The following is a 20,577-nucleotide window of genomic DNA, read 5'->3' as shown; positions in this document are numbered from 1 at the left end:
AAACTCCGGCGATGCAATGTCGCCGGAACTGAACTTGTCTGACCTCTATCCACACATTCTGAATAATCTCCTCTGGTGTCGTTTTTCTCCGCATTTGTCTTTAACTTGACCAACGTGATGTCTTTTCGTCACGCAAGGATAAGGCCAACAGGAGAACAAAATGGGTCACAACACACACACGCAGCAAAAGGTGGGATGGGGCGGTTATCTCGCTTTTTTAATTACAATAATTCTTTTTTCCGGCATGTTTGCGAAAAGTACCGAATGGTGGCGGGTTTTTGACTTCACCGTCCTCAACGGTGCGTTTGGGAAAGTTAATGCGGCAGGCGATACGGCGATCTCTTTTCGCGGCACGGGTGGTATGGGCGCTAAAGATGGCTTTTTATTCGCACTGGAGCTGGCACCTTCCGTCATTCTTTCTCTGGGGATTATTTCCGTCACCGAAGGGTTAGGTGGATTGCGCGCCGCACAACAGTTGATGACACCTGTCCTGCGCCCGTTACTCGGCATTCCAGGTGTTTGTTCGCTGGCGCTGATCGCGAATTTGCAAAATACCGATGCCGCGGCCGGGATGACGAAAGAGATGGCTGAAGAGGGCATTATCACTGAACAGGAACGTGCCATTTTTGCCTGCTGGCAAACCAGTGGCAGCGCCTGTATTACCAACTATTTTTCCTCGGGAGCCGCGCTGTTTACGATGGTTACCGTTCCGGTGATTACGCCGCTGGCGGTGATCCTCGTGTTCAAATTTGTGGGGGCTAACCTGCTGCGCTTATGGATTACGCAGTTGGAAAATCGCCGTACGCAGCAGGAGGCATGAGATGACAACTCAGGTACGTAAAAACGTCATGGATATGTTTATCGATGGCGCACGGCGCGGGTTTACCATAGCAACAACCAGCCTGTTGCCGAACGTGGTGATGGCGTTTGTGATTATTCAGGCGCTGAAAGTGACGGGGCTGCTCGAGATTGTCGGGCGGGTATGTGAGCCGGTTATGGCGCTATGGGGGCTGCCTGGCGAATCTGCCACCGTCCTGCTGGCGGCGGTAATGAGTATGGGAGGTGGCGTCGGTGTTTGCGCCAGCCTGGTTGTTGCCGGTACGCTTTCGGGACATGATGCTACGGTATTGTTACCCGCTATCTACCTGATGGGTAACCCGGTGCAAAATGTGGGACGTTGTCTGGGGACAGCGGGGGTCCATCCTCGTTACTATCCGCTTATTATTGCGGTGTGCGTCATTAATGCACTGCTCTCTATTTGGGTCATGCAGGTTATTGCCTGACAAGGAAGGTTATGAACTGTTCAATTCTTGATTTGACGTTGTTCCAGCAGGGACATGTGTACGCGCCGGAAGATTTAGGCCGACAGGATATACTGGTGTCCGGCAGCAAAATTGTTGCCATCGCGCCGTCGATTTCCCTGGAAGACTTTCCCGGCTGTGAGTGTGTCAATCTTGACGGCGCGATTGTGTGTCCTGGGTTTATCGATCAGCACGTCCATTTGATTGGCGGCGGCGGAGAAGCGGGGCCGCACACCCGCACGCCGGAAGTGCGTTTGTCACGGTTGGTTGAAGCAGGGGTCACTTCGGTGGTGGGATTACTGGGCACAGATGGTATTACCCGTCATCCGGAGTCGCTGCTGGCGAAAACCCGCGCGCTGGAGTTTGAAGGTATCAGCGCCTGGATGCTGACCGGGGCGTACTCTCTGCCTTCCCCGACTATCACCGGCAGCATCGATCGCGACGTGGCGCTGATCGATAAAGTGATTGGCGTGAAGTGTGCGATTTCGGACCATCGTTCTTCAGCACCAGATACTCAGGCACTGGCGAACATGGCGGCGCAGTCGCGCGTCGGTGGATTACTGGGGCGTAAACCGGGAATCAGCGTTTTCCATATGGGCGACAGCCCGCGCATGCTGGAACCGTTGTATCAGATCCTTGAAAACTGCGATGTGCCGATAACTAAACTGTTACCGACACACGTTAATCGTGCGGAACCTTTGTTCCAGGCGGCACTGGAGTATGCCCGCCAGGGCGGTTATATCGACATTACCAGCAGCATTGATGAGCCTGTTGATCCGGCCACGGCTATTGCCACGGCGCTGCGCCAAAATGTGCCGCTGTCGCGCATTACCTTAAGCTCGGACGGCAACGGCAGCCAGCCGGAATTTGATGAGTCAGGTAATCTCACCGGGATTGGCGTCGCGGGGTTTGAATCCCTGGCGGAAACGGTGCGTCAGTTGGTGAAGGTGCATGCTGTGCCGTTGGAACAGGCGCTGTGTCCGCTGACGCGTACGGTGGCAGAGTTTTTAGGACTGGAGCATAAAGGGCGTCTGGCGGTGGGATGCGATGCGGACATTCTGGTGCTGAACGACGCGCTGGAGGTGAATCACCTGTGGGCGAAGGGAAAAACCGTAGTCAGAGCGAAAAAAGCCTGCGTCAAAGGGACGTTTGAATAACCGAGGTTGTTGCCGGATGGCGGCGTAAACGCCTTATCCGGCCTACGGGTTTGTGCAGATCAAAGCCTGATAACACGCGTAGCGTCGCCATCAGGCTTTTTTCTGCAAAACGTGAATCAGGCGTTCTCTTTCAGCCAGTTCATTACCACGTCGTGGTGATTGCTGGTTTTGAAGTTATCAAACACATGCTCGATTTTCCCTTCAGCATCAATCAGGAAGCTGATGCGGTGGATGCCATCGTAGGTTTTGCCCATAAATGACTTCTCACCCCAGACGCCGAACTGCTCGCAAACCTGATGATCTTCGTCGGACAAGAGCGTGAAGTTAAGAACTTCTTTCTCAGCGAATCGGGAAAGTTTTTCCGGTTTATCGGTGCTGATTCCCAGCACTTCAACACCTGCTTTTTTTAACTCATCCATGTTATCGCGCAGGCCGCAGGCCTGTACGGTACAGCCGGGTGTCATGGCTTTCGGGTAAAAATAAACCAGAACACGCTGTCCCTGGAAGTCGGTTAAATTAACTTGTTCTCCGTCTTGATCCGGCAAGCTAAATTTCGGTGCGATATCACCGGCTTTCAGTGGGTTCATTACTTAACTCCATCCTGTTCATCATGCTGTGAGTAATTGACGACGTTAATACTGCCTTGCGCATTGAGTTCTGTACAGAGTGCTTTAAACGCATCTTCAATATTTGCCGCGTCATGTGACGCAGGACTATGTGCGGTAATTTGAATAAACAGCTGTGCCGTCTTTCCATTCTCAGCCGGTTGCGTGCGTGAAACCAGTTCCGCAATATTCATTTGGTGGCTGTCAAACAGGGCGGTAAAGCGTTCAATCAAATGTGGAGAATCGGGGACATCGACCTGTACCCATACCGTGGCGGGCATCGCTGGGCGGGGACGCGCAGTCGTGCGCTTCATGACAATCAATAAATCCAGCTCAGCGCCTTTCAACGGCAAGGTTGATTCAATCAGGGTGATGGCATTCCAGGTGCCTGACAGCAGCATGATAAATGTGAATTCATCACCCAGCATCGCCAGTCGGCTGTCTTCGATATTACAGCCGCAACTGCTGACATGACGCGTGATGGTGTTCACAATTCCTGGGCGGTCGGCACCCAGCGCAGTAATGACCAGATAGTGTTGCGATGACGATGTCAAACCTGTTCTTCCTTTGAGCGGTGAGGTAATCATAAGGAAAGCATAAAAAAAACATGCATACAACAATCAGAACGGCTCTGGTCGCTTGCTTTTATTGTCGTACCAAACGTACCATTGAGACACTTGTTTGCACAGAGGATGGCCCATGTTCACGGGAAGTATTGTCGCGCTTGTTACGCCGATGGATGAGAAAGGTAAAGTCTGCCGGTCGAGCCTGAAAAAACTGATTGATTATCATGTCGCCAGCGGCACCTCGGCGATCGTTTCGGTTGGCACCACTGGTGAGTCTGCCACCCTGAGTCATGATGAACATGGCGATGTGGTGATGATGACGCTGGAGCTGGCCGACGGGCGTATTCCGGTTATTGCCGGAACCGGCGCCAATGCGACCGCAGAAGCCATTAGTCTGACGCAGCGTTTCAACGATAGCGGTGTTGTCGGCTGCCTGACGGTGACGCCGTACTACAACCGCCCAACCCAGGAAGGTTTGTTCCAGCATTTCAAAGCTATCGCTGAACATACTGACCTGCCGCAAATTCTGTATAATGTGCCGTCCCGTACTGGCTGCGATATGCTGCCAGAAACCGTTGGCCGCCTGGCGAAAGTAAAAAATATTATCGCTATTAAAGAGGCCACGGGGAACTTAAGTCGCGTTCACCAGATCAAAGAGCTGGTTTCAGACGACTTCATTCTGCTCAGCGGTGATGACGCGACCGGACTGGATTTTATGCAGCTCGGTGGTCATGGCGTGATTTCCGTAACGTCTAACGTTGCGGCACGTGATATGGCTGAAATGTGCAAACTGGCGGCAGCGGGGAATTTTGCCGAGGCGCGGGTGATTAACCAGCGTCTGATGCCGTTACACAACAAACTATTTGTCGAACCCAATCCTATCCCAGTGAAATGGGCATGTAAGGAGTTGGGACTTGTGGCGACCGATACGCTGCGTCTGCCGATGACGCCAATCACGGACAATGCTCGTGAAATCGTCAAGGCGGCGCTTAAGCATGCCGGTTTGCTGTAAAGTTTAGGGAGATTTGATGGCTTACTCAGTACAAAAGTCGCGCCTGGCCAAGGTTGCGGGTGTTTCGCTTGTTATGTTGCTCGCGGCCTGTAGTTCTGACTCGCGCTATAAGCGCCAGGTGAGCGGTGATGAATCCTATCTGGAGGCCGCACCGCTTGCTGAGCTTCATGCGCCAGCTGGGATGATTCTGCCGGTTATGTCGGGTGACTATAATATCCCGGTAACCAACGGTAGTGGTGCCGTGGGTAAAGCGCTGGACATTCGCCCACCGGCTCAGCCGTTAGCGTTAGTCACTGGCGCTCGTACCCAGATCGCAGGTGATACGTCGACATTGCTGGTGGAAAATGGTCGTGGCAACACGCTGTGGCCACAGGTCGTTAGCGTCATTCAGTCTAAAAACTACACGATCGCTAAGCGTGATGATGCCAGCCAGACGTTGACCACCGACTGGGTTGACTGGAACCGTCTGGATGAAGACGAGCAGTACCGTGGACGTTATCAAATCTCGGTTAAACCGCAGGGCTATCAGCAAGCGGTAACGGTGAAACTGACTAACCTTGAGCAGGCGGGTAAACCCGTAGCCGATGCGGCATCAATGCAGCGTTACAGCGCTGAGATGATGAACGTTATCTCTGCCGGTCTGGATAAGAATGCCACCGATGCTGCGAATGCCGCGCAGAACCGCTCTGCAGCCACCATGGACGTTCAGAGCGCCGCCGATGACACGGGTTTACCAATGCTGGTGGTGCGTGGACCGTTCAACGTGGTTTGGCAACGTCTGCCGGCAGCGCTTGAGAAAGTGGGCATGAAAGTGACCGACAGTACCCGTTCTCAGGGCAGCATCGCTGTGACCTACAAACCGCTGTCTGATAGCAGCTGGCAGGAACTGGGTGCAAGCGATCCAGGTTTAGTGTCAGGCGACTATAAACTGCAGGTCGGTGATTTAGATAACCGCAGTAGTATGCAGTTTATCGATCCGAAGGGACATACCCTGACGCAAAGCCAGAACGACGCGCTGGTCGCTGTCTTCCAGGCAGCGTTCAGTAAGTAAAAATGAAGGGCTGGATAACTCCAGCCCTTTTTTTCTGATATGATACGCAAACGTGTGCGTCGGCAGAAAAACGCAATATTTATCGTTAATTCACACCCAGGAGTAATAAAGATGCAAAAGCAAGCTGAGTTGTATCGTGGTAAAGCGAAGACCGTATACAGCACGGAAAACCCGGACCTGTTGGTGCTCGAATTCCGCAATGATACGTCAGCAGGGGATGGCGCGCGCATTGAACAGTTTGACCGTAAAGGCATGGTGAATAACAAGTTCAACCATTTCATTATGACTAAACTGCAAGAAGCGGGCATTCCTACCCAGATGGAGCGACTGCTTTCCGATACCGAATGTCTGGTGAAAAAACTGGAGATGGTACCGGTTGAATGTGTGGTGCGTAACCGCGCGGCAGGCTCACTGGTTAAGCGTTTAGGCGTTGAGGAAGGTATTGAACTGAATCCGCCGCTGTTTGATCTGTTCCTGAAAAACGATGCTATGCACGATCCAATGATTAACGATTCCTATTGCGAAACTTTTGGTTGGGTGAGCAAAGAGAATCTGGCACGTATGAAAGAGCTGACCTACAAAGCTAACGACGTGCTGAAAAAGATGTTCGATGATGCGGGCCTGATTCTGGTCGATTTCAAACTTGAGTTTGGCTTGTATAAAGGTGAAGTGGTGCTGGGTGATGAATTCTCACCGGACGGTAGCCGTCTGTGGGATAAAGAAACGCTGGATAAAATGGACAAAGATCGCTTCCGCCAGAGCCTGGGCGGCCTGATCGAAGCCTATGAAGCCGTCGCGCATCGCCTGGGTGTCAAGTTAGACTAATTCCCCTTTGAGCCGGCGATCGCTCACCGGCTCATCAATCTCGCCGATTTTGATTACTGTTTCTTATGGTAATCCTGTTCCGAACCGCCTACGATCATCATCATAATGAATAAAAAGTTGAGGTGATTATGCGCTGGCAAGGGCGTCGTGAAAGTGACAATGTAGAAGACAGACGAAATAGCTCCGGCGGCCCTTCTATGGGCGGGCCTGGTTTTCGTTTGCCCAGTGGTAAAGGCGGCATCATCCTGCTGATTGTGGTGTTGGTCGCAGGTTATTATGGCGTGGATCTCACCGGGTTAATGACCGGTCAACCCGTCTCCCAACAGCAATCATCACGCTCCATCAGCCCAAATGATGATGAAGCGGCAAAATTTACCTCGGTGATTCTGGCCACCACAGAGGATACCTGGGGACAGCAGTTTGAAAAAATGGGCCGGACCTATCAACAGCCGAAGCTGGTGATGTATCGGGGCGCTACGCGTACCGGCTGCGGCGCGGGCCAGTCCGTGATGGGGCCGTTTTACTGCCCGGCGGATGGCACCGTGTACATCGACCTCTCCTTCTACGACGATATGAAAAACAAGCTGGGCGCCGATGGTGATTTTGCTCAGGGCTATGTTATCGCCCATGAAGTGGGCCACCACGTGCAGAAACTGCTGGGTATTGAACCGAAAGTTCGTCAGATGCAGCAGAATGCCTCACAGGCTGAAGTGAACCGTCTTTCCGTGCGTATGGAACTGCAGGCGGATTGCTTTGCCGGCGTCTGGGGCCATAGTATGCAGCAGCAGGGCGTGCTGGAGTCCGGCGATCTGGAAGAGGCGCTGAACGCCGCGCAGGCGATTGGCGACGATCGCCTGCAGCAGCAAGGACAAGGGCGCGTTGTACCGGACAGCTTTACCCACGGAACCTCTGAACAGCGTTTTACCTGGTTCAAACGCGGCTTTGACAGCGGCGATCCGGGGCAGTGCAATACTTTTGGAAAAGGCATTTAAAATACAGAGGCAGGGATGTCTGATAACACGGCGCTGAGTGCGTTAACTGAACAGATGACCCGCGAAGGTATCCGCCGTTTGCTGGTTATCAGCGGCGAGGATAGCTGGTGTCAGGCGCAAGCGTTAGCACTACGCAACGCGTTACCCGGTGACTGGCTATGGGTAGGGGCGCAAGCCCCTGCTGAGCCGAACTGTACGCCGCAGGCGCTGCAAACATTACTGGGGCGCGAATTCCATCATGCAGTTTTTGACGCCGGGCAGGGATTTGATGCTGCGGCGTTTGCCGCCTTAAGCGGCACGCTGCTCGCCGGGAGCTGGCTGGTGTTGCTGACTCCCCCCTGGCATGGCTGGCACACGCATCCGGACACGGATTCACTGCGCTGGAGCGACTGCGCAGACCCTATTCCAACGCCACATTTTGTTGAACACATCAAACGGGTGATTTCCCAGGATGGACAGGCGTTGCACTGGCAGCAGCATCAGCCTGCTACATATCCCCACTTTGCTGCTCGCGCCGACTGGCACGCGGCAACCGGTGAACCTCAGCCTGAACAGGCGCTGATTTTATCGCAGTTGCTGGGTATGCCTCCTGGCGTGGTTGCCGTGACGGCCGCGCGTGGTCGGGGAAAATCCGCGCTGGCGGGGCAACTGATTGCACGTATCAACGGGACTGCTATTGTTACCGCGCCTGCTAAAGCGGCAACCGATGTGCTGGCGCAATTTGCCGCAGAACGTTACCGCTTTATGGCCCCGGATGCGTTGTTAAGCAGTTCTGCAACCGCAGACTGGCTTATCGTTGATGAAGCCGCCGCAATTCCCGCGCCGCTACTGCATCAGTTAGTCGCGCGTTTTCCCCGTACGCTATTAACCACCACCGTTCAGGGCTATGAGGGAACCGGCAGAGGCTTCTTGTTGAAATTCTGCGCCCGCTTTCCCCATCTTCGACGTTATGAGTTACAACAGCCCGTACGCTGGGCGCTGGGATGCCCTCTGGAGAAAATCGTCAGCGATGCGCTGGTGTTTGACGACGAAACTTTTACGCATGCCCCGTTGGGCGATCTCCATTTCTCGGCATTTGAACAACAATCCTGGCATGACAACCCGGCACTGCCGGTAGCGGTATATCAACTGCTTTCCGGGGCGCACTATCGCACCTCGCCACTTGATCTGCGGCGGATGATGGACGCACCTGGCCAACATTTTCTTCAGGCATCGTGTGCTGATTCGGTGGCGGGAGCCGTCTGGTTGGTGGATGAAGGGGGACTATCTGCTGAATTAAGCCAGGCCGTCTGGGCAGGATATCGCCGACCACGTGGAAATCTGGTTGCACAGTCACTGGCGGCGCACGGTGGCGATCCGTTGGCGGCAACGCTCATTGGACGGCGGGTAAGCCGAATTGCGGTTCATCCTGCTCGCCAGCGAGAAGGTATCGGGCAGCAGTTGATAATGCAGGCCCGGCGTTACTCCACGCTGTGTGACTATCTGTCCGTCAGTTTTGGGTATACGGTCGAACTCTGGCGTTTCTGGCAGCGCTGTGGTTTTGTTCTGGTGCGAATGGGCAATCACCGCGAAGCCAGCAGCGGGTGCTATACCGCCATGGCGTTACTGCCTATTAGCGAAGCGGGAAAACGCCTTGCCGGGCGCGAACACCAGCGTCTGCGGCGTGATGCGGAGATCCTTACGCAGTGGAACGGTGAGGGCATTCCGCTGGACCCGTTGAAAGAGTCTACGCTTAATGAGGATGACTGGAACGAGCTGGCCGGATTTGCTTTCGCCCATCGGCCATTATTGACGTCGCTTGGCTGTCTGACTCGTCTGCTTCAGCACAGCGAGTTACCTCTCCCGGCCTTGCGGGGGCGCTTACAGGCTAAACGCAGCGATGTCGAATTGTGCCAGCAGTTGAAGATCCCCGGGCGTAAAGCACTGCTGGTCGTTCAGCGGGCCGAGGCGGCGCAGGCGCTAAAACAGCTGGATGCTGAACGTATACAGCGGCTACAAAATCGCATTATGCAATGGCAAAATTTTCACTAACTTCTTCAATTTACTGACATGGTCATTGCGGTTAAGCGGCGTAGAATGATTCTCATCAGTTAAGGAGATCGCCATGAAACATGACCATTTTGTTGTTCAAAGTCCTGATAAACCCGCTCAACAGCTACTGCTGCTGTTTCATGGCGTCGGCGATAACCCGGTTGCCATGGGCGAAATCGGCTCCTGGTTTGCACCGCTGTTTCCGGATGCGCTCATCGTCAGCATTGGCGGGGCTGAGCCTTCTGGTTCTCCTTCCGGACGTCAGTGGTTTTCGGTTCAGGGCGTAACGGAAGAGAACCGGCAGGCGCGTGTTGACGCCATTATGCCGGTCTTTATTGAAACCGTGCGCTACTGGCAGAAGCAGAGCGGCGTTTCACCTCAGGCTACTGCGCTGATTGGTTTTTCTCAGGGGGCGATTATGTCGCTTGAGAGTATTAAAGCCGAGCCGGGGCTGGCATCGCGCGTTATCGCTTTCAATGGTCGCTATGCCACCTTACCCGAGGTTGCAACCACGGCTACGACGGTGCATTTGATTCACGGCGGTGAAGACCGGGTGATTGAGTTATCTCACGCCGTTAACGCTCAGGAAGCGTTAATTCGCGCCGGTGGGGATGTGACGCTGGATATCGTCGAAAATCTGGGGCACGCCATTGATGAACACAGCATGCAGTTTGCGCTCGATCATCTGCGTTTTACCGTACCGAAACACTACTTTGATGAAGCGCTGAGTGGCGGTACGCCCAACGATGATGATGTGATTGAGATGATTTAACCTGTAGGCCGGATAAGGCGAAGCCGCCATCCGGCATGACAGTCAGTGATAGTGCCGGATAGCAATGTGATATGTGTTATCCGGCCTACAAATTATTTCTTCGGCTGATCCTTATTCGGCCAATCGTCGTCGTCGTCCCATTTATCGTTAAAGTCACGATGCGGGGGAAGCTCTGGCTTATTAGCGAGAAACTTCTTGTGGTCGACGCGCTTGAGATCTTTGATAACGTTCAGCAATACGCCTACCAGAAACACCAATACTAAAATCCACCAATATTTTGCCAGCCAGTCCATGCTCATTTCCTCTTGCAGGAACACTCATCAGGCGACGAGTTGCTCCATGATACGTTGATACATACGGGCAAGCAGTTGCAGGTCGGCGGCATTAACGCATTCATTAATTTTATGAATGGTGGCATTGACCGGCCCAAGCTCTACTACCTGTGCCCCCATGCGGGCAATAAAACGCCCGTCGGATGTCCCGCCTGTAGTCAGTAACTGCGGTTTAATTTCATTATAGTGCTCAATGGCGTTCACTACTGCATCCACCAGTTTACCGCGTGCGGTCAGGAACGGCTGACCGGAGAGCCACCAGTCGACGGTATAACGCAGTTGATGTTTTTCCAGCAGTTCCAGCACCCTGGCTTTAATCATTTCATCGTTTAATTCGGTGCTGAAACGGAAGTTAAACTGGATGAACAGCTCACCAGGGATGACGTTGTTGCTACCGGTTCCTGCCTGAATATTGGCAATCTGCATACTGGTCGCTGGGAAGAACTCGTTACCCTGATCCCACTCGATCGCCACCAGTTCATTGAGCATTGGCGCGGCGCGGTGTACCGGGTTATCAGCCAGATGTGGGTAGGCCACGTGTCCTTGCACGCCGTGAATGGTCAGGTTGCAGGTCAGCGAACCACGACGACCATTTTTCACCACGTCGCCAACGATTTCCGTACTGGATGGTTCGCCTACCAGACAATAATCGAGGCGTTCGTTACGCGCCATCAGCGCTTCAACCACCTTTACGGTGCCGTTTTTGGCGCTGGCTTCTTCGTCAGAGGTTATCAGGAACGCCAGACGGCCCTGATGATTAGGATGTTGGGCGACAAAGCGTTCTGCGGCCACGACCATCGCTGCCAGTGAACCTTTCATATCGGCAGCGCCACGCCCAAACAGCATGCCATCGCGAATGGTCGGTTCGAACGGCGGATTAATCCAGCGATCGACATCGCCGGCAGGCACTACGTCAGTGTGACCGGCAAATGCCAGAGTCTCACCTTTACCGCGCCATGCCCAAAAATTCTGTGTGTCACCAAAATCCATACGCTCAACGGTAAAACCTACCGCGCGCAGGCGTTCAATCATTAACGCCTGGCACCCGGCATCATCCGGGCTCAGGGAAGGACGGCGAATAAGCTGCTGTGTCAGCTCAATAACCGGGCACGACATAGACTACACCTCATTAAAAAACAGAGTATAACTGGATTCACTGAAACCAAGCAGCATAGGCTTACCCGGCGCGCAGAGCAATGGGCGTTTGATAATTGCTGGCATTTCAATCATCAACGCGGCGGCGGCGTCCGCAGTAGTGATTTGGCTACGCGTGGCTTCATCCAGTTTCCGCCAGGTGGTTCCACGCGTATTGAGTAATGGCTCCCAACCTAATTCGCTGATAAAAGACTGTAATAGCGTGTTGTCCAGTCCGTCGACGCGATAATCATGGAAGCGGTAGTCGATCCCTCGCTCTTCTAACCAGCGTCTGGCTTTTTTAATAGTATCGCAATTTTTAATGCCGTAGAGAGTGATCATTTGAATCCTTATCGATTTAATTTGAATATTTATTCTCGTGTTGTGTGAACACGGATAATACATATTGTCATCCTAGCGTTATAGAGAAATATAACATTGTTGAACAATGGTGAATAATGATTCCTGAAAGTTCCAAAACTAACTCGTAAATGAAAATCAGAATTTGCCTGTTTGCATCAGCCTGTTTTTCCATCAGAATTGCAACAGTAGTAGATGATGTATGAATATTTCAAAATATTGCAGTAAGTCACATAAAATTTATGGGTATAGCGCATAGTGATCACATAAACCCCAACCACGGGAGGATGTAATCACAACCATCGGTTAAATGATCTTCTTTTGATGATGATGATTTCGTAGAATGCTCATAATAATAAGAGAGGTTGTTATGATTGAACGTGAACTGGGGAACTGGAAAGACTTTATCGAAGTCATGCTTCGTAAATAATTTTCTGGAAGAAATTCAGATCCTGCAAAGGATAAAAAAAGGCGACTCAACGTAAGTCGCCTTTTTTGTGTCCGATTATTCTGGGCGTGGCTTCAATGGGAAGCGTCGGCGGACCAGCACAAAAAACAGGGGGACGAAGTAAATTGCCAGGATTGTGGCTGAAATCATCCCGCCCATTACGCCGGTCCCCACTGCATGTTGACCGCCGGAACCCGCGCCATTGCTGATGGCCATCGGCAACACCCCAAAGATAAACGCCAGCGACGTCATCAGAATCGGGCGTAAGCGCTGGCGACAGGCATGCAGCGTGGCGTCGAGCAGATCGTGTCCTTTCTCGTTCATCTCATTGGCGAATTCAACAATCAATATCGCGTTCTTCGCTGAAAGACCGATAACGGTTAATAACCCGACCTGGAAATAGACATCGTTTTCCAGACCGCGCATCCAGGTGGCCAGCAGCGCGCCAATTACCCCCAGCGGAACGACCAGCATGACGGAGAAGGGCACCGACCAGCTTTCGTACAGTGCCGCCAGGCACAGGAACACTACCAGCAGAGAAATGGCGTACAGGGCAGGTGCCTGAGAACCAGACAGTCGTTCCTGATAAGACATTGCCGTCCATTCGAGGCCAAATCCGGTCGGCAACTGTCGCACCAGCGACTCCATCACGTCCATTGCCGTACCGGTACTGACGCCGGGCGCGGCTTCACCGACAATCTCGACGGCAGAATAGCCGTTATAACGCTCCAGACGCGGTGAGCCGGTTTCCCAGCGCGAGGTGGCAAAGGCTGAGAAAGGCACCATGCCGCCGCTATTATTGCGGACGTACCACAAGTTGATGTCGTCCGGGAGCATGCGGTACTTCGCCGCCGCCTGGACGTAAACTTTCTTCACGCGACCGCGATCCATAAAGTCATTAACGTAGCTGGAGCCCCAGGCCGTTTGCAATGTATCGTTGATGTCGTCAATGGACACGCCCAGCGCCTGGGCTTTGCGCTGATCGATATCAATTTGCAATTGTGGACTGTCGTCGAGTCCGTTATGACGAACGCGGGTCAGGGACGCGTCTTTCCCGGCCAGCTCAATCAGCTTGTCGCGTGCGGCCATTAACGCGTCATGGCCCGCGCCGGCGTGATCCTGCAGTTCCATATCAAAACCAGCCGAACTGCCGAGGCCGCTAATGGCCGGAGGGCTGCTGGCGAAGACGCGAGCCTCTTTAATCTTATTAAACGCTTTGGTCGCGCGTTCGATGATGGCGAAGGAGGTCCCGGTGGTGGCGTCACGCTCATCCCAGTCTTTTAAACGCACGAACATACGCGCCACGTTTTGTCCGTTCCCGCCGGGGCCGGATCCTACCGTGGAAAAGACCGACATAATGTTGTCTTTTTCGTGGGTGAAGTAATACTTCTCTACTTCTTCTACCACTTTCAACGTTTGTTGTTGGGTGGAGCCGCTGGGGAGCTGTATCGAGGTGGTAAACATGCCGCGGTCTTCCAGCGGCAGGAAGGAAGTCGGCAGACGCAGGAACAGGAAGACCATACCGCCGAGCAGCAGACCGTAGATCAGGATCCAGCGCAGGCTGCGATGCAGGATCCGGGCAACGCCTTTTTCGTAGCGTTCGGCATTGCGGTTAAACATGCGGTTAAACCAACCGAAGAAACCGGTTTGCCCGTGATGTTCGCCTTTATGCAGCGGTTTGAGTAGCGTGGCGCACAGGGCGGGGGTGAGAATCATCGCCACCAGAACGGACAACACCATCGCGGAAACAATGGTAATCGAGAACTGGCGGTAAATAGCCCCGGTAGTGCCGCCGAAGAAGGCCATCGGGATAAACACCGCCGACAGCACCATGGCGATACCGACCAGCGCCCCCTGGATTTGCCCCATCGATTTCCGCGTCGCTTCACGCGGCGTGAGGCCCTCCTCACTCATAATACGCTCGACGTTTTCCACTACCACAATGGCGTCATCCACCAGCAGGCCGATCGCCAGCACCATCGCAAACATGGTTAACGTGTTCACGCTATAGCCAAAGGCGTAGAGCACGGAGAAGGTACCCATCAGCACGACGGGAACGGCGATAGTGGGAATCAGCGTGGCGCGGAAGTTTTGCAGGAACAGGTACATGACCAAAAATACCAGTGCGATCGCTTCCAGCAGCGTTTTTACCACGTCGATGATTGAGGCTTTTACGAAGGAGGTGGTTTCATACGCCACCTTATATTCCAGTCCGTGTGGAAAATATTGCGACAGCTCGTTCAGACGGTTAATGACCAGCGTTGCCGTCGCCATTTCATTGGCGCCGGAGGCCAGCTTCACGCCCAGACCGGAGGCGGGATTACCGTTAAAGCGGCTGAGGTAATCATACTTCTCAGCCCCCATTTCGACCGTCGCCACGTCGCCCAGTTTAACTTCTGAACCGTCCTGGTTAACGCGTAGCGTAATATCGCGGAATTGATCCGGAGTCTGCAGCAGCGACTGGGCATTAATCGTCGCATTCAGCGCTTGTTTGTCCACTGAAGGCGTGCCGCCAAGCTGTCCGACAGCAATCTGCGCATTCTGTGACTCGATGGCGTCGGTGACATCTTTGGCGGTCATCTGGAAGCTGTTAAGTTTGGCCGGGTCGAGCCAGATACGCATGGAGTATTGTGAACCGTAGGCGTCGATATCCCCCACGCCGTTTATACGACTGAGCGGGTCCTGAATATTACTCGCTACGTAATCAGCGATGTCCTGCTTATCCATGGAGCCATCGGTAGAGACGAAGGCGATGGTCAGAATATTTGTGTCCCCGGTTTTACGCACCGTGACCCCTTGATCCTGTACCGCCTGTGGCAACTTACGCATTGCCGATTGCAGCTGGTTTTGCACCTGCTGTACGGCTTCATCAGGATCGGTTCCGGCGACAAAGCTCAGCGTAACCGTCGCCTGGCCTGTCCCGCTGCTTTGTGATGACATGTACATCAGATTATCGAGACCAGTCATATTCTGCTCGATGACCTGGGTCACGGTGTTTTCCAGCGTTTGTGCAGATGCGCCAGGATAGTTGGCGGTTACCCGCACGTTGGGCGGGGCCAGATCGGGATATTGCTCAACGGGTAGTGAAAAAATAGCCAGGGCTCCTGTCAGGCACAACAGGATAGCTAACACCCAGGCAAAAATGGGGCGATCGATGAAAAAATTCGCCATTAAAAGGGGACCTCGTGTTTCTGCGTATCGTTATGGGTATGACTTGCTTCACTTTAGCGGCAAGGTACGAGCCAAACGTGGAGAAAAAAAGAAGATAATGTAAATTATCATGCCCGTTTACAGCATACCTTTTGTGCCAGCGCCGTCAGGCCTGGATCCAGGCCTACAAGCGCTTTGCGGTTCTTTACGTTAGCCCACTGTCGGAGTCAGCCGAACGAAAACTGATGCTTACCAGCGTACCCCCGCCGGAGGGCTGCGAGAAGGTCAGCGTGCCACTCAGCCTTTCCGCTCGCTCACGCATAATATTTAATCCATAGTGCCCGGTAGGCTCATGCGGTTCGCCAATGCCGATGCCGTTATCGCGGACATAAACCGTATGATTGCCATCCGGCGCGGTGACGCAACTGACGGCAATTTCGGTTGCGTTAGCATGCTTAATCGCGTTCAGCACCGCTTCACGAACAATTTGCAACAGATGCACCTGCATTTGCGCATCCAGCGCCAGCGTAGGTAACCGACAATCGAGTGTGAGTTTAGCTGTGGTCTGATTTTGCAGCGTTTCCAGCATTTCATGCAGGGCGGAGGGTAAATCGGCCTGCTGTAAGGTCAGACGGAAGGTGGTCAGCAGGTCGCGCAATTGACGATAAGCATCATTCAGCGCCTGAGAGAAATCCGCCATAATGCTTTGCGCCGGAGCGTTATCCTCTGGAATCGAGCGCTTCAGCAGCGTGAGCTGAATGCGTAAATAAGAGAGCACCTGCGCCAGCGAGTCATGCAGTTCGCGTGCAATGGTCGCGCGCTCTTCCATTAATAACAGCTGCTGAAAATGTTTTTGCGCCTGGTTGAAGTACAACCCGCGTCCCAGCATTGATGATACGCTGTTGAGCAGCGGGGTCGAGGCATTGACGTTTGGACTTTGCCAGTGCAGTTCGCCGTAGACGGTTTCCTGCATCGTGACCGGCAGGATTTGCATTGGCAGCTCGGGGCTTTTGGTCCCTTCGCTAATCCGCCAGTTATCACCGACGGTAAGCTCCAGGAAATACGCGGCGTCATGTTCGCGGACAATCTGTAAAATATGGCGGAAGCAGTACACATCAATCTGGCTGGTGTTGAGCGCCTGAGAGCACTGATACAGCACCTCCAGGCGGCGATTAGCTTCGTGGAGATCGTGGGTTTTCTCTGCGACCGAGGCTTCCAGCGAGCGGTACAGCTTGTGCAACTCACTCGACATCTGGCTAAAGGTCTTGCCCAGCAGCCCCAGTTCGTTGGGTAAACCGGTATCCAGCGGTGGGATATCAAACTGACCGTGCTCAATGTGCTGGCTGGCCATTACCAGCTTATTTAGCGGCCGCACCACCTGCTGGCGAATGCGCCGCAGGGTAAAGAAAACCAAAGTGAATATGCCGATCCCGCCAGCCAGCGAAATACCAAAAACCAGCATCACTTTGCGTTCGGCGTAATGTTGCAGCGCCAGTACGAAGAGATCGATTTGATCGACATAGTTGTTGATATTAGCCTGGTACCATTTTAAATCGCCATCGATCAGACGGGCGTTCATTTCCAGCCAGTTTGCATGCAGTCGTCCATAGCGACTTTTCACCGCTTGCGGTACATACCACGCATTCAGATTTTGCAATGCCGACGAGTTTAGCGCCTGCTGGAAAAGTTGGCGGTGAGCGTTGAGCTGCGGGCTTTGGCTTTGCAGATCGTAACCCAGACGGTAGCTTTGCATGCGCAATGAGCCAGCAACGTTGATGGCTTCAGCATCCCGCAAGCTGCTGGTCAGCGTGAGCAGCGCAATACCCGTTGAGAGAATCGACAACAGCACGATGTAGAAAAAAGCCTTGGCCAGACTGGCCGAGACCGGACGCTTTACCGTCACTTGTGCATCCTCACACACTACACGTCGCGCCTTGATTCAGCCCGAACGATGCGGTGTAGTTGATAAATGTTAATAAAACGCCATGAAACTGGATGGTAACTGAAACACAATTTCATATGCGATGAAATAAATTGATCTGCCACAGGTTCTGGATAAATAGTTGTGCTTCCTGGGCAAATGAACATTGCCGCTTCCTTCCGTGTCGGTTAATAACAACAGTCATATAAAGAATAAGGTTTTTGCAACCAAAAAAGAAGGAAGCCATGAATCGTTTTATTATGGTCAATAGCCAGCAGTGCCTGGGTTGCCATGCCTGTGAGGTCGCCTGCGTCATGGCTCACAATGGCGAGCAGCATGTCCTGAGCCCGCGGCATTTTCAGCCCCGAATTACCGTCATCAAGCATCAGCAACAACGCAGTGCGGTGACCTGCCACCACTGTGAAGATGCGCCCTGCGCCAGAAGTTGCCCAAATGGGGCAATCAGCCATGAAAACGACAGCGTGCAGGTGAACCCGCAAAAATGTATTGGCTGCAAATCGTGCGTCGTGGCTTGTCCCTTTGGCACGATGCAGATCGTACTCACTCCCGTGGCTAAAGGAAAGGTGAAAGCGACAGCGCATAAATGCGACTTATGTCAGGGGCGTGAAGAGGGGCCCGCCTGCGTGGAAAACTGTCCGGCACAGGCGTTACAGTTGGTGACGGAAAACGCGCTTACCGGTCTGTCAAAAGCGCGCAGACTGCGTACAGCCAGTCTGGAGAGTCAGCCCTGGCACAGTAGCGCTACCGATTTTGTTCAGGTTGCCATCACCAAACGTGAGCAAATGCAGGCGACGCCTGCGCGTGGTGAGCCGGACAAGCTGGCGATTGAAGCCCGTAAAACCAGCTTTGAAGAGATCTATCTGCCGTTTCGTACGGCGCAGGCGGAACGGGAAGCATCCCGCTGTCTGAAATGCGGCGACCACAGTATTTGCGAATGGACCTGCCCACTGCATAACCATATTCCGCAGTGGATAGAACTGGTCAAAGCCGGGAACATTGACGCGGCGGTTGAGCTTTCTCATCAGACCAACTGTCTGCCGGAAGTGACCGGGCGCGTGTGTCCCCAGGATCGGCTCTGCGAAGGGGCATGTACGGTGCGTAACGAGCATGGCGCGGTGACTATCGGTAATATTGAGCGTTATATTTCTGATCGGGCGCTGAGTAAAGGTTGGCGACCGGACTTAAGCCACGTACAGAAAGTGGATAAGCGCGTCGCGATTATCGGCGCGGGTCCGGCGGGCCTGGCCTGTGCGGATGTGTTAGCGCGAAACGGCGTTAGCGCCACCGTGTACGATCGCCATCCTGAAATCGGCGGTTTGCTGACGTTTGGCATACCGGCCTTCAAGCTCGACAAAACGCTGCTGGCGCGTCGCCGTGAAATCTTCAGCGCCATGGGTATTCATTTCGAACTTAACTGCGAAGTGGGCAAGGATGTGGCGCTGGCGACGCTGCTGGAAGAGTACGATGCCGTGTTTGTGGGCGTGGGGACCTATCGTTCCATGAAGGCGGACCTGCCGAATGAAGACGCGCCTGGTGTTTATGATGCGCTGCCGTTCCTGATTGCCAACACGAAACAGGTGATGGGGCTGGATGAACTGCCTGAAGAACCGTTTATTGATACCGCCGGGTTGAATGTGGTTGTCCTGGGCGGAGGCGATACGGCAATGGACTGCGTTCGCACTGCGCTGCGTCACGGCGCAAGTCAGGTAACCTGCGCCTATCGTCGTGATGAAGCCAACATGCCGGGTTCGAAAAAAGAGGTAAAAAACGCGCGTGAAGAGGGGGCGAACTTTGAGTTTAACGTCCAGCCGGTTGAACTGGTGTTGAATGCCGATGGACGAGTCAGCGGCGTGCGTTTCTTACGTACCCAGCTTGGCGAGCCGGACGCGAATGGGCGTCGACGTCCGGTGCCGATCGCCGGGAGTGAGTTTGTTATGCCCGCAGACGCGGTGATCATGGCGTTTGGTTTCCACCCGCACGGTATGCCGTGGCTGGAGACGCATGGCGTTAAGGTCGATAACTGGGGACGGATTGCCGCCAACGTTGAGAGCGCGTACCGTTATCAAACCAGTAATCCGAAAATTTTTGCCGGCGGAGATGCGGTACGCGGTGCGGACCTGGTGGTCACGGCGATGGCCGAAGGGCGGCATGCTGCCCAAGGGATCGTTGACTGGCTGGGCGTAAAATCAGTCAAATCTCACTAGCCGAAGGTCAAGACAAACCCGGTTTCACGGCGTAGTATTATTTTTCACTTCTCGCCGTGGAGCCGGTATGTCGCAAAAAATTACCCTCATCAAAGATAAAGTCCTTTCTGATAACTACTTCATCCTGCGCAATATCACCTATGACCTGACCCGAAGTAATGGGGAGGTGATTCGTCACAAACGCGAGGTTTACGATCGCGGCAACGGTGCGACTATTCTGTTGTATAACGCTGAGAAAAAAACCGTGGTGCTCATCCGTCAGTTCCGCGTCGCGACCTGGGTCAACGGTAACGAAGACGGCCAACTGATTGAAACCTGCGCCGGGCTACTGGATAACGACGAACCGGAAGCGTGTATTCGTAAAGAGGCGATTGAAGAGACCGGCTATGAAGTGGGTGAAGTGCGTAAACTGTTCGAACTCTACATGTCTCCGGGCGGCGTAACGGAGCTGATCCATTTCTTTATCGCGCAATACAGCGACAGTCAACGGGCAAACGCAGGCGGCGGTGTTGAAGATGAAGATATTGAGGTTCTGGAGCTACCGTTCACGCAGGCACTGGAAATGATTAAAACGGGTGAGATCCGTGACGGCAAAACGGTGCTGTTGTTGAATTACCTGCAGTCGTCGCACCTGATGGATTAACCTTCAGTATTAATATTTCTTTACAAATAGACGGCCAATCCGACGATTCTTA

Annotated in this window: 19 protein-coding genes; 12 read left to right on the top strand and 7 right to left on the bottom strand. The window is 53.5% G+C overall.

Annotated features, from left to right (window positions below; translation table 11 throughout):
* The first annotated feature begins 160 nt into the window (after positions 1-160).
* Genes FDX11_RS22385 through iadA form a run of 3 tightly spaced genes read left to right on the top strand, consistent with a single transcriptional unit; the run spans position 161 to position 2,458 of the window.
* Positions 161-820, top strand: a complete 660-nt coding sequence (locus FDX11_RS22385; protein ID WP_061382181.1) for a nucleoside recognition domain-containing protein — start codon at positions 161-163, stop codon at positions 818-820.
* Position 821: 1 nt separating this feature from the next.
* A complete protein-coding gene (locus FDX11_RS22380; RefSeq protein ID WP_003037948.1) occupies positions 822-1,283 on the top strand; it encodes a YjiG family protein in 462 nt (153 codons plus the stop codon).
* Positions 1,284-1,294: 11 nt separating this feature from the next.
* Entirely contained in the window at positions 1,295-2,458 is a 1,164-nt protein-coding gene (gene iadA / locus FDX11_RS22375) for a beta-aspartyl-peptidase (protein ID WP_137349342.1), read from the top strand.
* Between the two features lie 116 nt (positions 2,459-2,574).
* Here iadA and bcp read toward each other — a convergent pair whose 3' ends face one another.
* Positions 2,575-3,045 carry a thioredoxin-dependent thiol peroxidase gene (bcp, locus tag FDX11_RS22370; protein ID WP_038642568.1) on the bottom strand — a complete coding sequence of 157 codons (471 nt, stop codon included), beginning with the start codon at positions 3,043-3,045 and terminating at the stop codon, positions 2,575-2,577.
* Positions 3,045-3,617 (bottom strand): glycine cleavage system transcriptional repressor, encoded by a 573-nt coding sequence (locus tag FDX11_RS22365; RefSeq protein WP_038642566.1) that lies wholly within the window; start codon positions 3,615-3,617, stop codon positions 3,045-3,047. Before FDX11_RS22365 ends, bcp begins: the two co-directional genes overlap by 1 nt.
* Before the next feature lie 145 nt (positions 3,618-3,762).
* On the opposite strand from FDX11_RS22365, the gene dapA reads away from it, so the two are divergent.
* The 6 genes from dapA to ypfH all read left to right on the top strand — a co-directional run bounded on the left by dapA (position 3,763) and on the right by ypfH (position 10,312).
* On the top strand, positions 3,763-4,641 hold the full coding sequence (dapA, locus tag FDX11_RS22360) for a 4-hydroxy-tetrahydrodipicolinate synthase (protein ID WP_016153972.1): 879 nt from the start codon (positions 3,763-3,765) through the stop codon (positions 4,639-4,641).
* A 16-nt stretch (positions 4,642-4,657) separates the two neighbouring features.
* Positions 4,658-5,692: an outer membrane protein assembly factor BamC gene (gene bamC / locus FDX11_RS22355; protein ID WP_038642564.1), complete on the top strand. Its 1,035-nt coding sequence runs from the start codon at positions 4,658-4,660 to the stop codon at positions 5,690-5,692.
* A gap of 111 nt (positions 5,693-5,803) precedes the next feature.
* A complete protein-coding gene (gene purC / locus FDX11_RS22350) occupies positions 5,804-6,517 on the top strand; it encodes a phosphoribosylaminoimidazolesuccinocarboxamide synthase (RefSeq protein WP_003835086.1) in 714 nt (237 codons plus the stop codon).
* A gap of 128 nt (positions 6,518-6,645) precedes the next feature.
* Entirely contained in the window at positions 6,646-7,509 is an 864-nt protein-coding gene (locus tag FDX11_RS22345) for a neutral zinc metallopeptidase (RefSeq protein WP_032944186.1), read from the top strand.
* Between the two features lie 15 nt (positions 7,510-7,524).
* Positions 7,525-9,540 carry a tRNA(Met) cytidine acetyltransferase TmcA gene (locus tag FDX11_RS22340; protein ID WP_137349341.1) on the top strand — a complete coding sequence of 672 codons (2,016 nt, stop codon included), beginning with the start codon at positions 7,525-7,527 and terminating at the stop codon, positions 9,538-9,540.
* Positions 9,541-9,613: 73 nt separating this feature from the next.
* Entirely contained in the window at positions 9,614-10,312 is a 699-nt protein-coding gene (ypfH, locus tag FDX11_RS22335) for an esterase (RefSeq protein ID WP_137366382.1), read from the top strand.
* Positions 10,313-10,404: 92 nt separating this feature from the next.
* Here the strand turns inward: ypfH and FDX11_RS22330 are convergent, their stop codons facing one another.
* From FDX11_RS22330 to FDX11_RS22320, 3 genes are read right to left on the bottom strand one after another with little or no spacing between them, the layout of a single operon-like run.
* Positions 10,405-10,605, bottom strand: a complete 201-nt coding sequence (locus FDX11_RS22330) for a YpfN family protein (protein ID WP_003835080.1) — start codon at positions 10,603-10,605, stop codon at positions 10,405-10,407.
* Between the two features lie 27 nt (positions 10,606-10,632).
* Complete coding sequence (dapE, locus tag FDX11_RS22325; protein ID WP_042306881.1) at positions 10,633-11,760, bottom strand: succinyl-diaminopimelate desuccinylase; 1,128 nt, start codon at positions 11,758-11,760, stop codon at positions 10,633-10,635.
* A 3-nt stretch (positions 11,761-11,763) separates the two neighbouring features.
* Positions 11,764-12,120: an ArsC family reductase gene (locus tag FDX11_RS22320; RefSeq protein WP_137349340.1), complete on the bottom strand. Its 357-nt coding sequence runs from the start codon at positions 12,118-12,120 to the stop codon at positions 11,764-11,766.
* Between the two features lie 388 nt (positions 12,121-12,508).
* Here FDX11_RS22320 and ypfM point away from each other — a divergent pair, with 388 nt between their 5' ends.
* Positions 12,509-12,568: a protein YpfM gene (gene ypfM, locus FDX11_RS22315; protein WP_001386977.1), complete on the top strand. Its 60-nt coding sequence runs from the start codon at positions 12,509-12,511 to the stop codon at positions 12,566-12,568.
* Positions 12,569-12,643: 75 nt separating this feature from the next.
* Here ypfM and acrD read toward each other — a convergent pair whose 3' ends face one another.
* Positions 12,644-15,757, bottom strand: a complete 3,114-nt coding sequence (gene acrD, locus FDX11_RS22310; RefSeq protein ID WP_137398547.1) for a multidrug efflux RND transporter permease AcrD — start codon at positions 15,755-15,757, stop codon at positions 12,644-12,646.
* A gap of 184 nt (positions 15,758-15,941) precedes the next feature.
* Positions 15,942-17,639: a nitrate/nitrite two-component system sensor histidine kinase NarQ gene (narQ, locus tag FDX11_RS22305; RefSeq protein WP_137398546.1), complete on the bottom strand. Its 1,698-nt coding sequence runs from the start codon at positions 17,637-17,639 to the stop codon at positions 15,942-15,944.
* A gap of 263 nt (positions 17,640-17,902) precedes the next feature.
* Here narQ and aegA point away from each other — a divergent pair, with 263 nt between their 5' ends.
* The gene (aegA, locus tag FDX11_RS22300) at positions 17,903-19,882 is read left to right on the top strand and encodes a formate-dependent uric acid utilization protein AegA (RefSeq protein WP_137349338.1); all 1,980 of its coding nucleotides are present in this window, start codon (positions 17,903-17,905) and stop codon (positions 19,880-19,882) included.
* A 67-nt stretch (positions 19,883-19,949) separates the two neighbouring features.
* A complete protein-coding gene (nudK, locus tag FDX11_RS22295) occupies positions 19,950-20,525 on the top strand; it encodes a GDP-mannose pyrophosphatase NudK (protein ID WP_006683526.1) in 576 nt (191 codons plus the stop codon).
* The last annotated feature ends 52 nt before the right edge of the window (positions 20,526-20,577 follow it).

This window comes from Citrobacter sp. wls714 (genome assembly GCF_005281025.1).
Classification (GTDB): Bacteria; Pseudomonadota; Gammaproteobacteria; order Enterobacterales; family Enterobacteriaceae; genus Citrobacter; species Citrobacter werkmanii.
This window is presented reverse-complemented; position numbering and strand designations above follow the sequence as displayed.

Excerpts from the sequence above, each read along its gene's own strand:
- FDX11_RS22385 (WP_061382181.1), top strand. The coding sequence starts at position 161 with ATGGGTCACAACACACACACGCAGCAAAAGGTGGGATGGGGCGGTTAT.
- FDX11_RS22380 (WP_003037948.1), top strand. The coding sequence starts at position 822 with ATGACAACTCAGGTACGTAAAAACGTCATGGATATGTTTATCGATGGC.
- iadA (WP_137349342.1), top strand. The coding sequence starts at position 1,295 with ATGAACTGTTCAATTCTTGATTTGACGTTGTTCCAGCAGGGACATGTG.
- bcp (WP_038642568.1), bottom strand. The coding sequence starts at position 3,045 with ATGAACCCACTGAAAGCCGGTGATATCGCACCGAAATTTAGCTTGCCG.
- dapA (WP_016153972.1), top strand. The coding sequence starts at position 3,763 with ATGTTCACGGGAAGTATTGTCGCGCTTGTTACGCCGATGGATGAGAAA.
- bamC (WP_038642564.1), top strand. The coding sequence starts at position 4,658 with ATGGCTTACTCAGTACAAAAGTCGCGCCTGGCCAAGGTTGCGGGTGTT.
- purC (WP_003835086.1), top strand. The coding sequence starts at position 5,804 with ATGCAAAAGCAAGCTGAGTTGTATCGTGGTAAAGCGAAGACCGTATAC.
- FDX11_RS22345 (WP_032944186.1), top strand. The coding sequence starts at position 6,646 with ATGCGCTGGCAAGGGCGTCGTGAAAGTGACAATGTAGAAGACAGACGA.
- FDX11_RS22340 (WP_137349341.1), top strand. The coding sequence starts at position 7,525 with ATGTCTGATAACACGGCGCTGAGTGCGTTAACTGAACAGATGACCCGC.
- ypfH (WP_137366382.1), top strand. The coding sequence starts at position 9,614 with ATGAAACATGACCATTTTGTTGTTCAAAGTCCTGATAAACCCGCTCAA.
- FDX11_RS22330 (WP_003835080.1), bottom strand. The coding sequence starts at position 10,605 with ATGGACTGGCTGGCAAAATATTGGTGGATTTTAGTATTGGTGTTTCTG.
- dapE (WP_042306881.1), bottom strand. The coding sequence starts at position 11,760 with ATGTCGTGCCCGGTTATTGAGCTGACACAGCAGCTTATTCGCCGTCCT.
- FDX11_RS22320 (WP_137349340.1), bottom strand. The coding sequence starts at position 12,120 with ATGATCACTCTCTACGGCATTAAAAATTGCGATACTATTAAAAAAGCC.
- acrD (WP_137398547.1), bottom strand. The coding sequence starts at position 15,757 with ATGGCGAATTTTTTCATCGATCGCCCCATTTTTGCCTGGGTGTTAGCT.
- aegA (WP_137349338.1), top strand. The coding sequence starts at position 17,903 with ATGAATCGTTTTATTATGGTCAATAGCCAGCAGTGCCTGGGTTGCCAT.
- nudK (WP_006683526.1), top strand. The coding sequence starts at position 19,950 with ATGTCGCAAAAAATTACCCTCATCAAAGATAAAGTCCTTTCTGATAAC.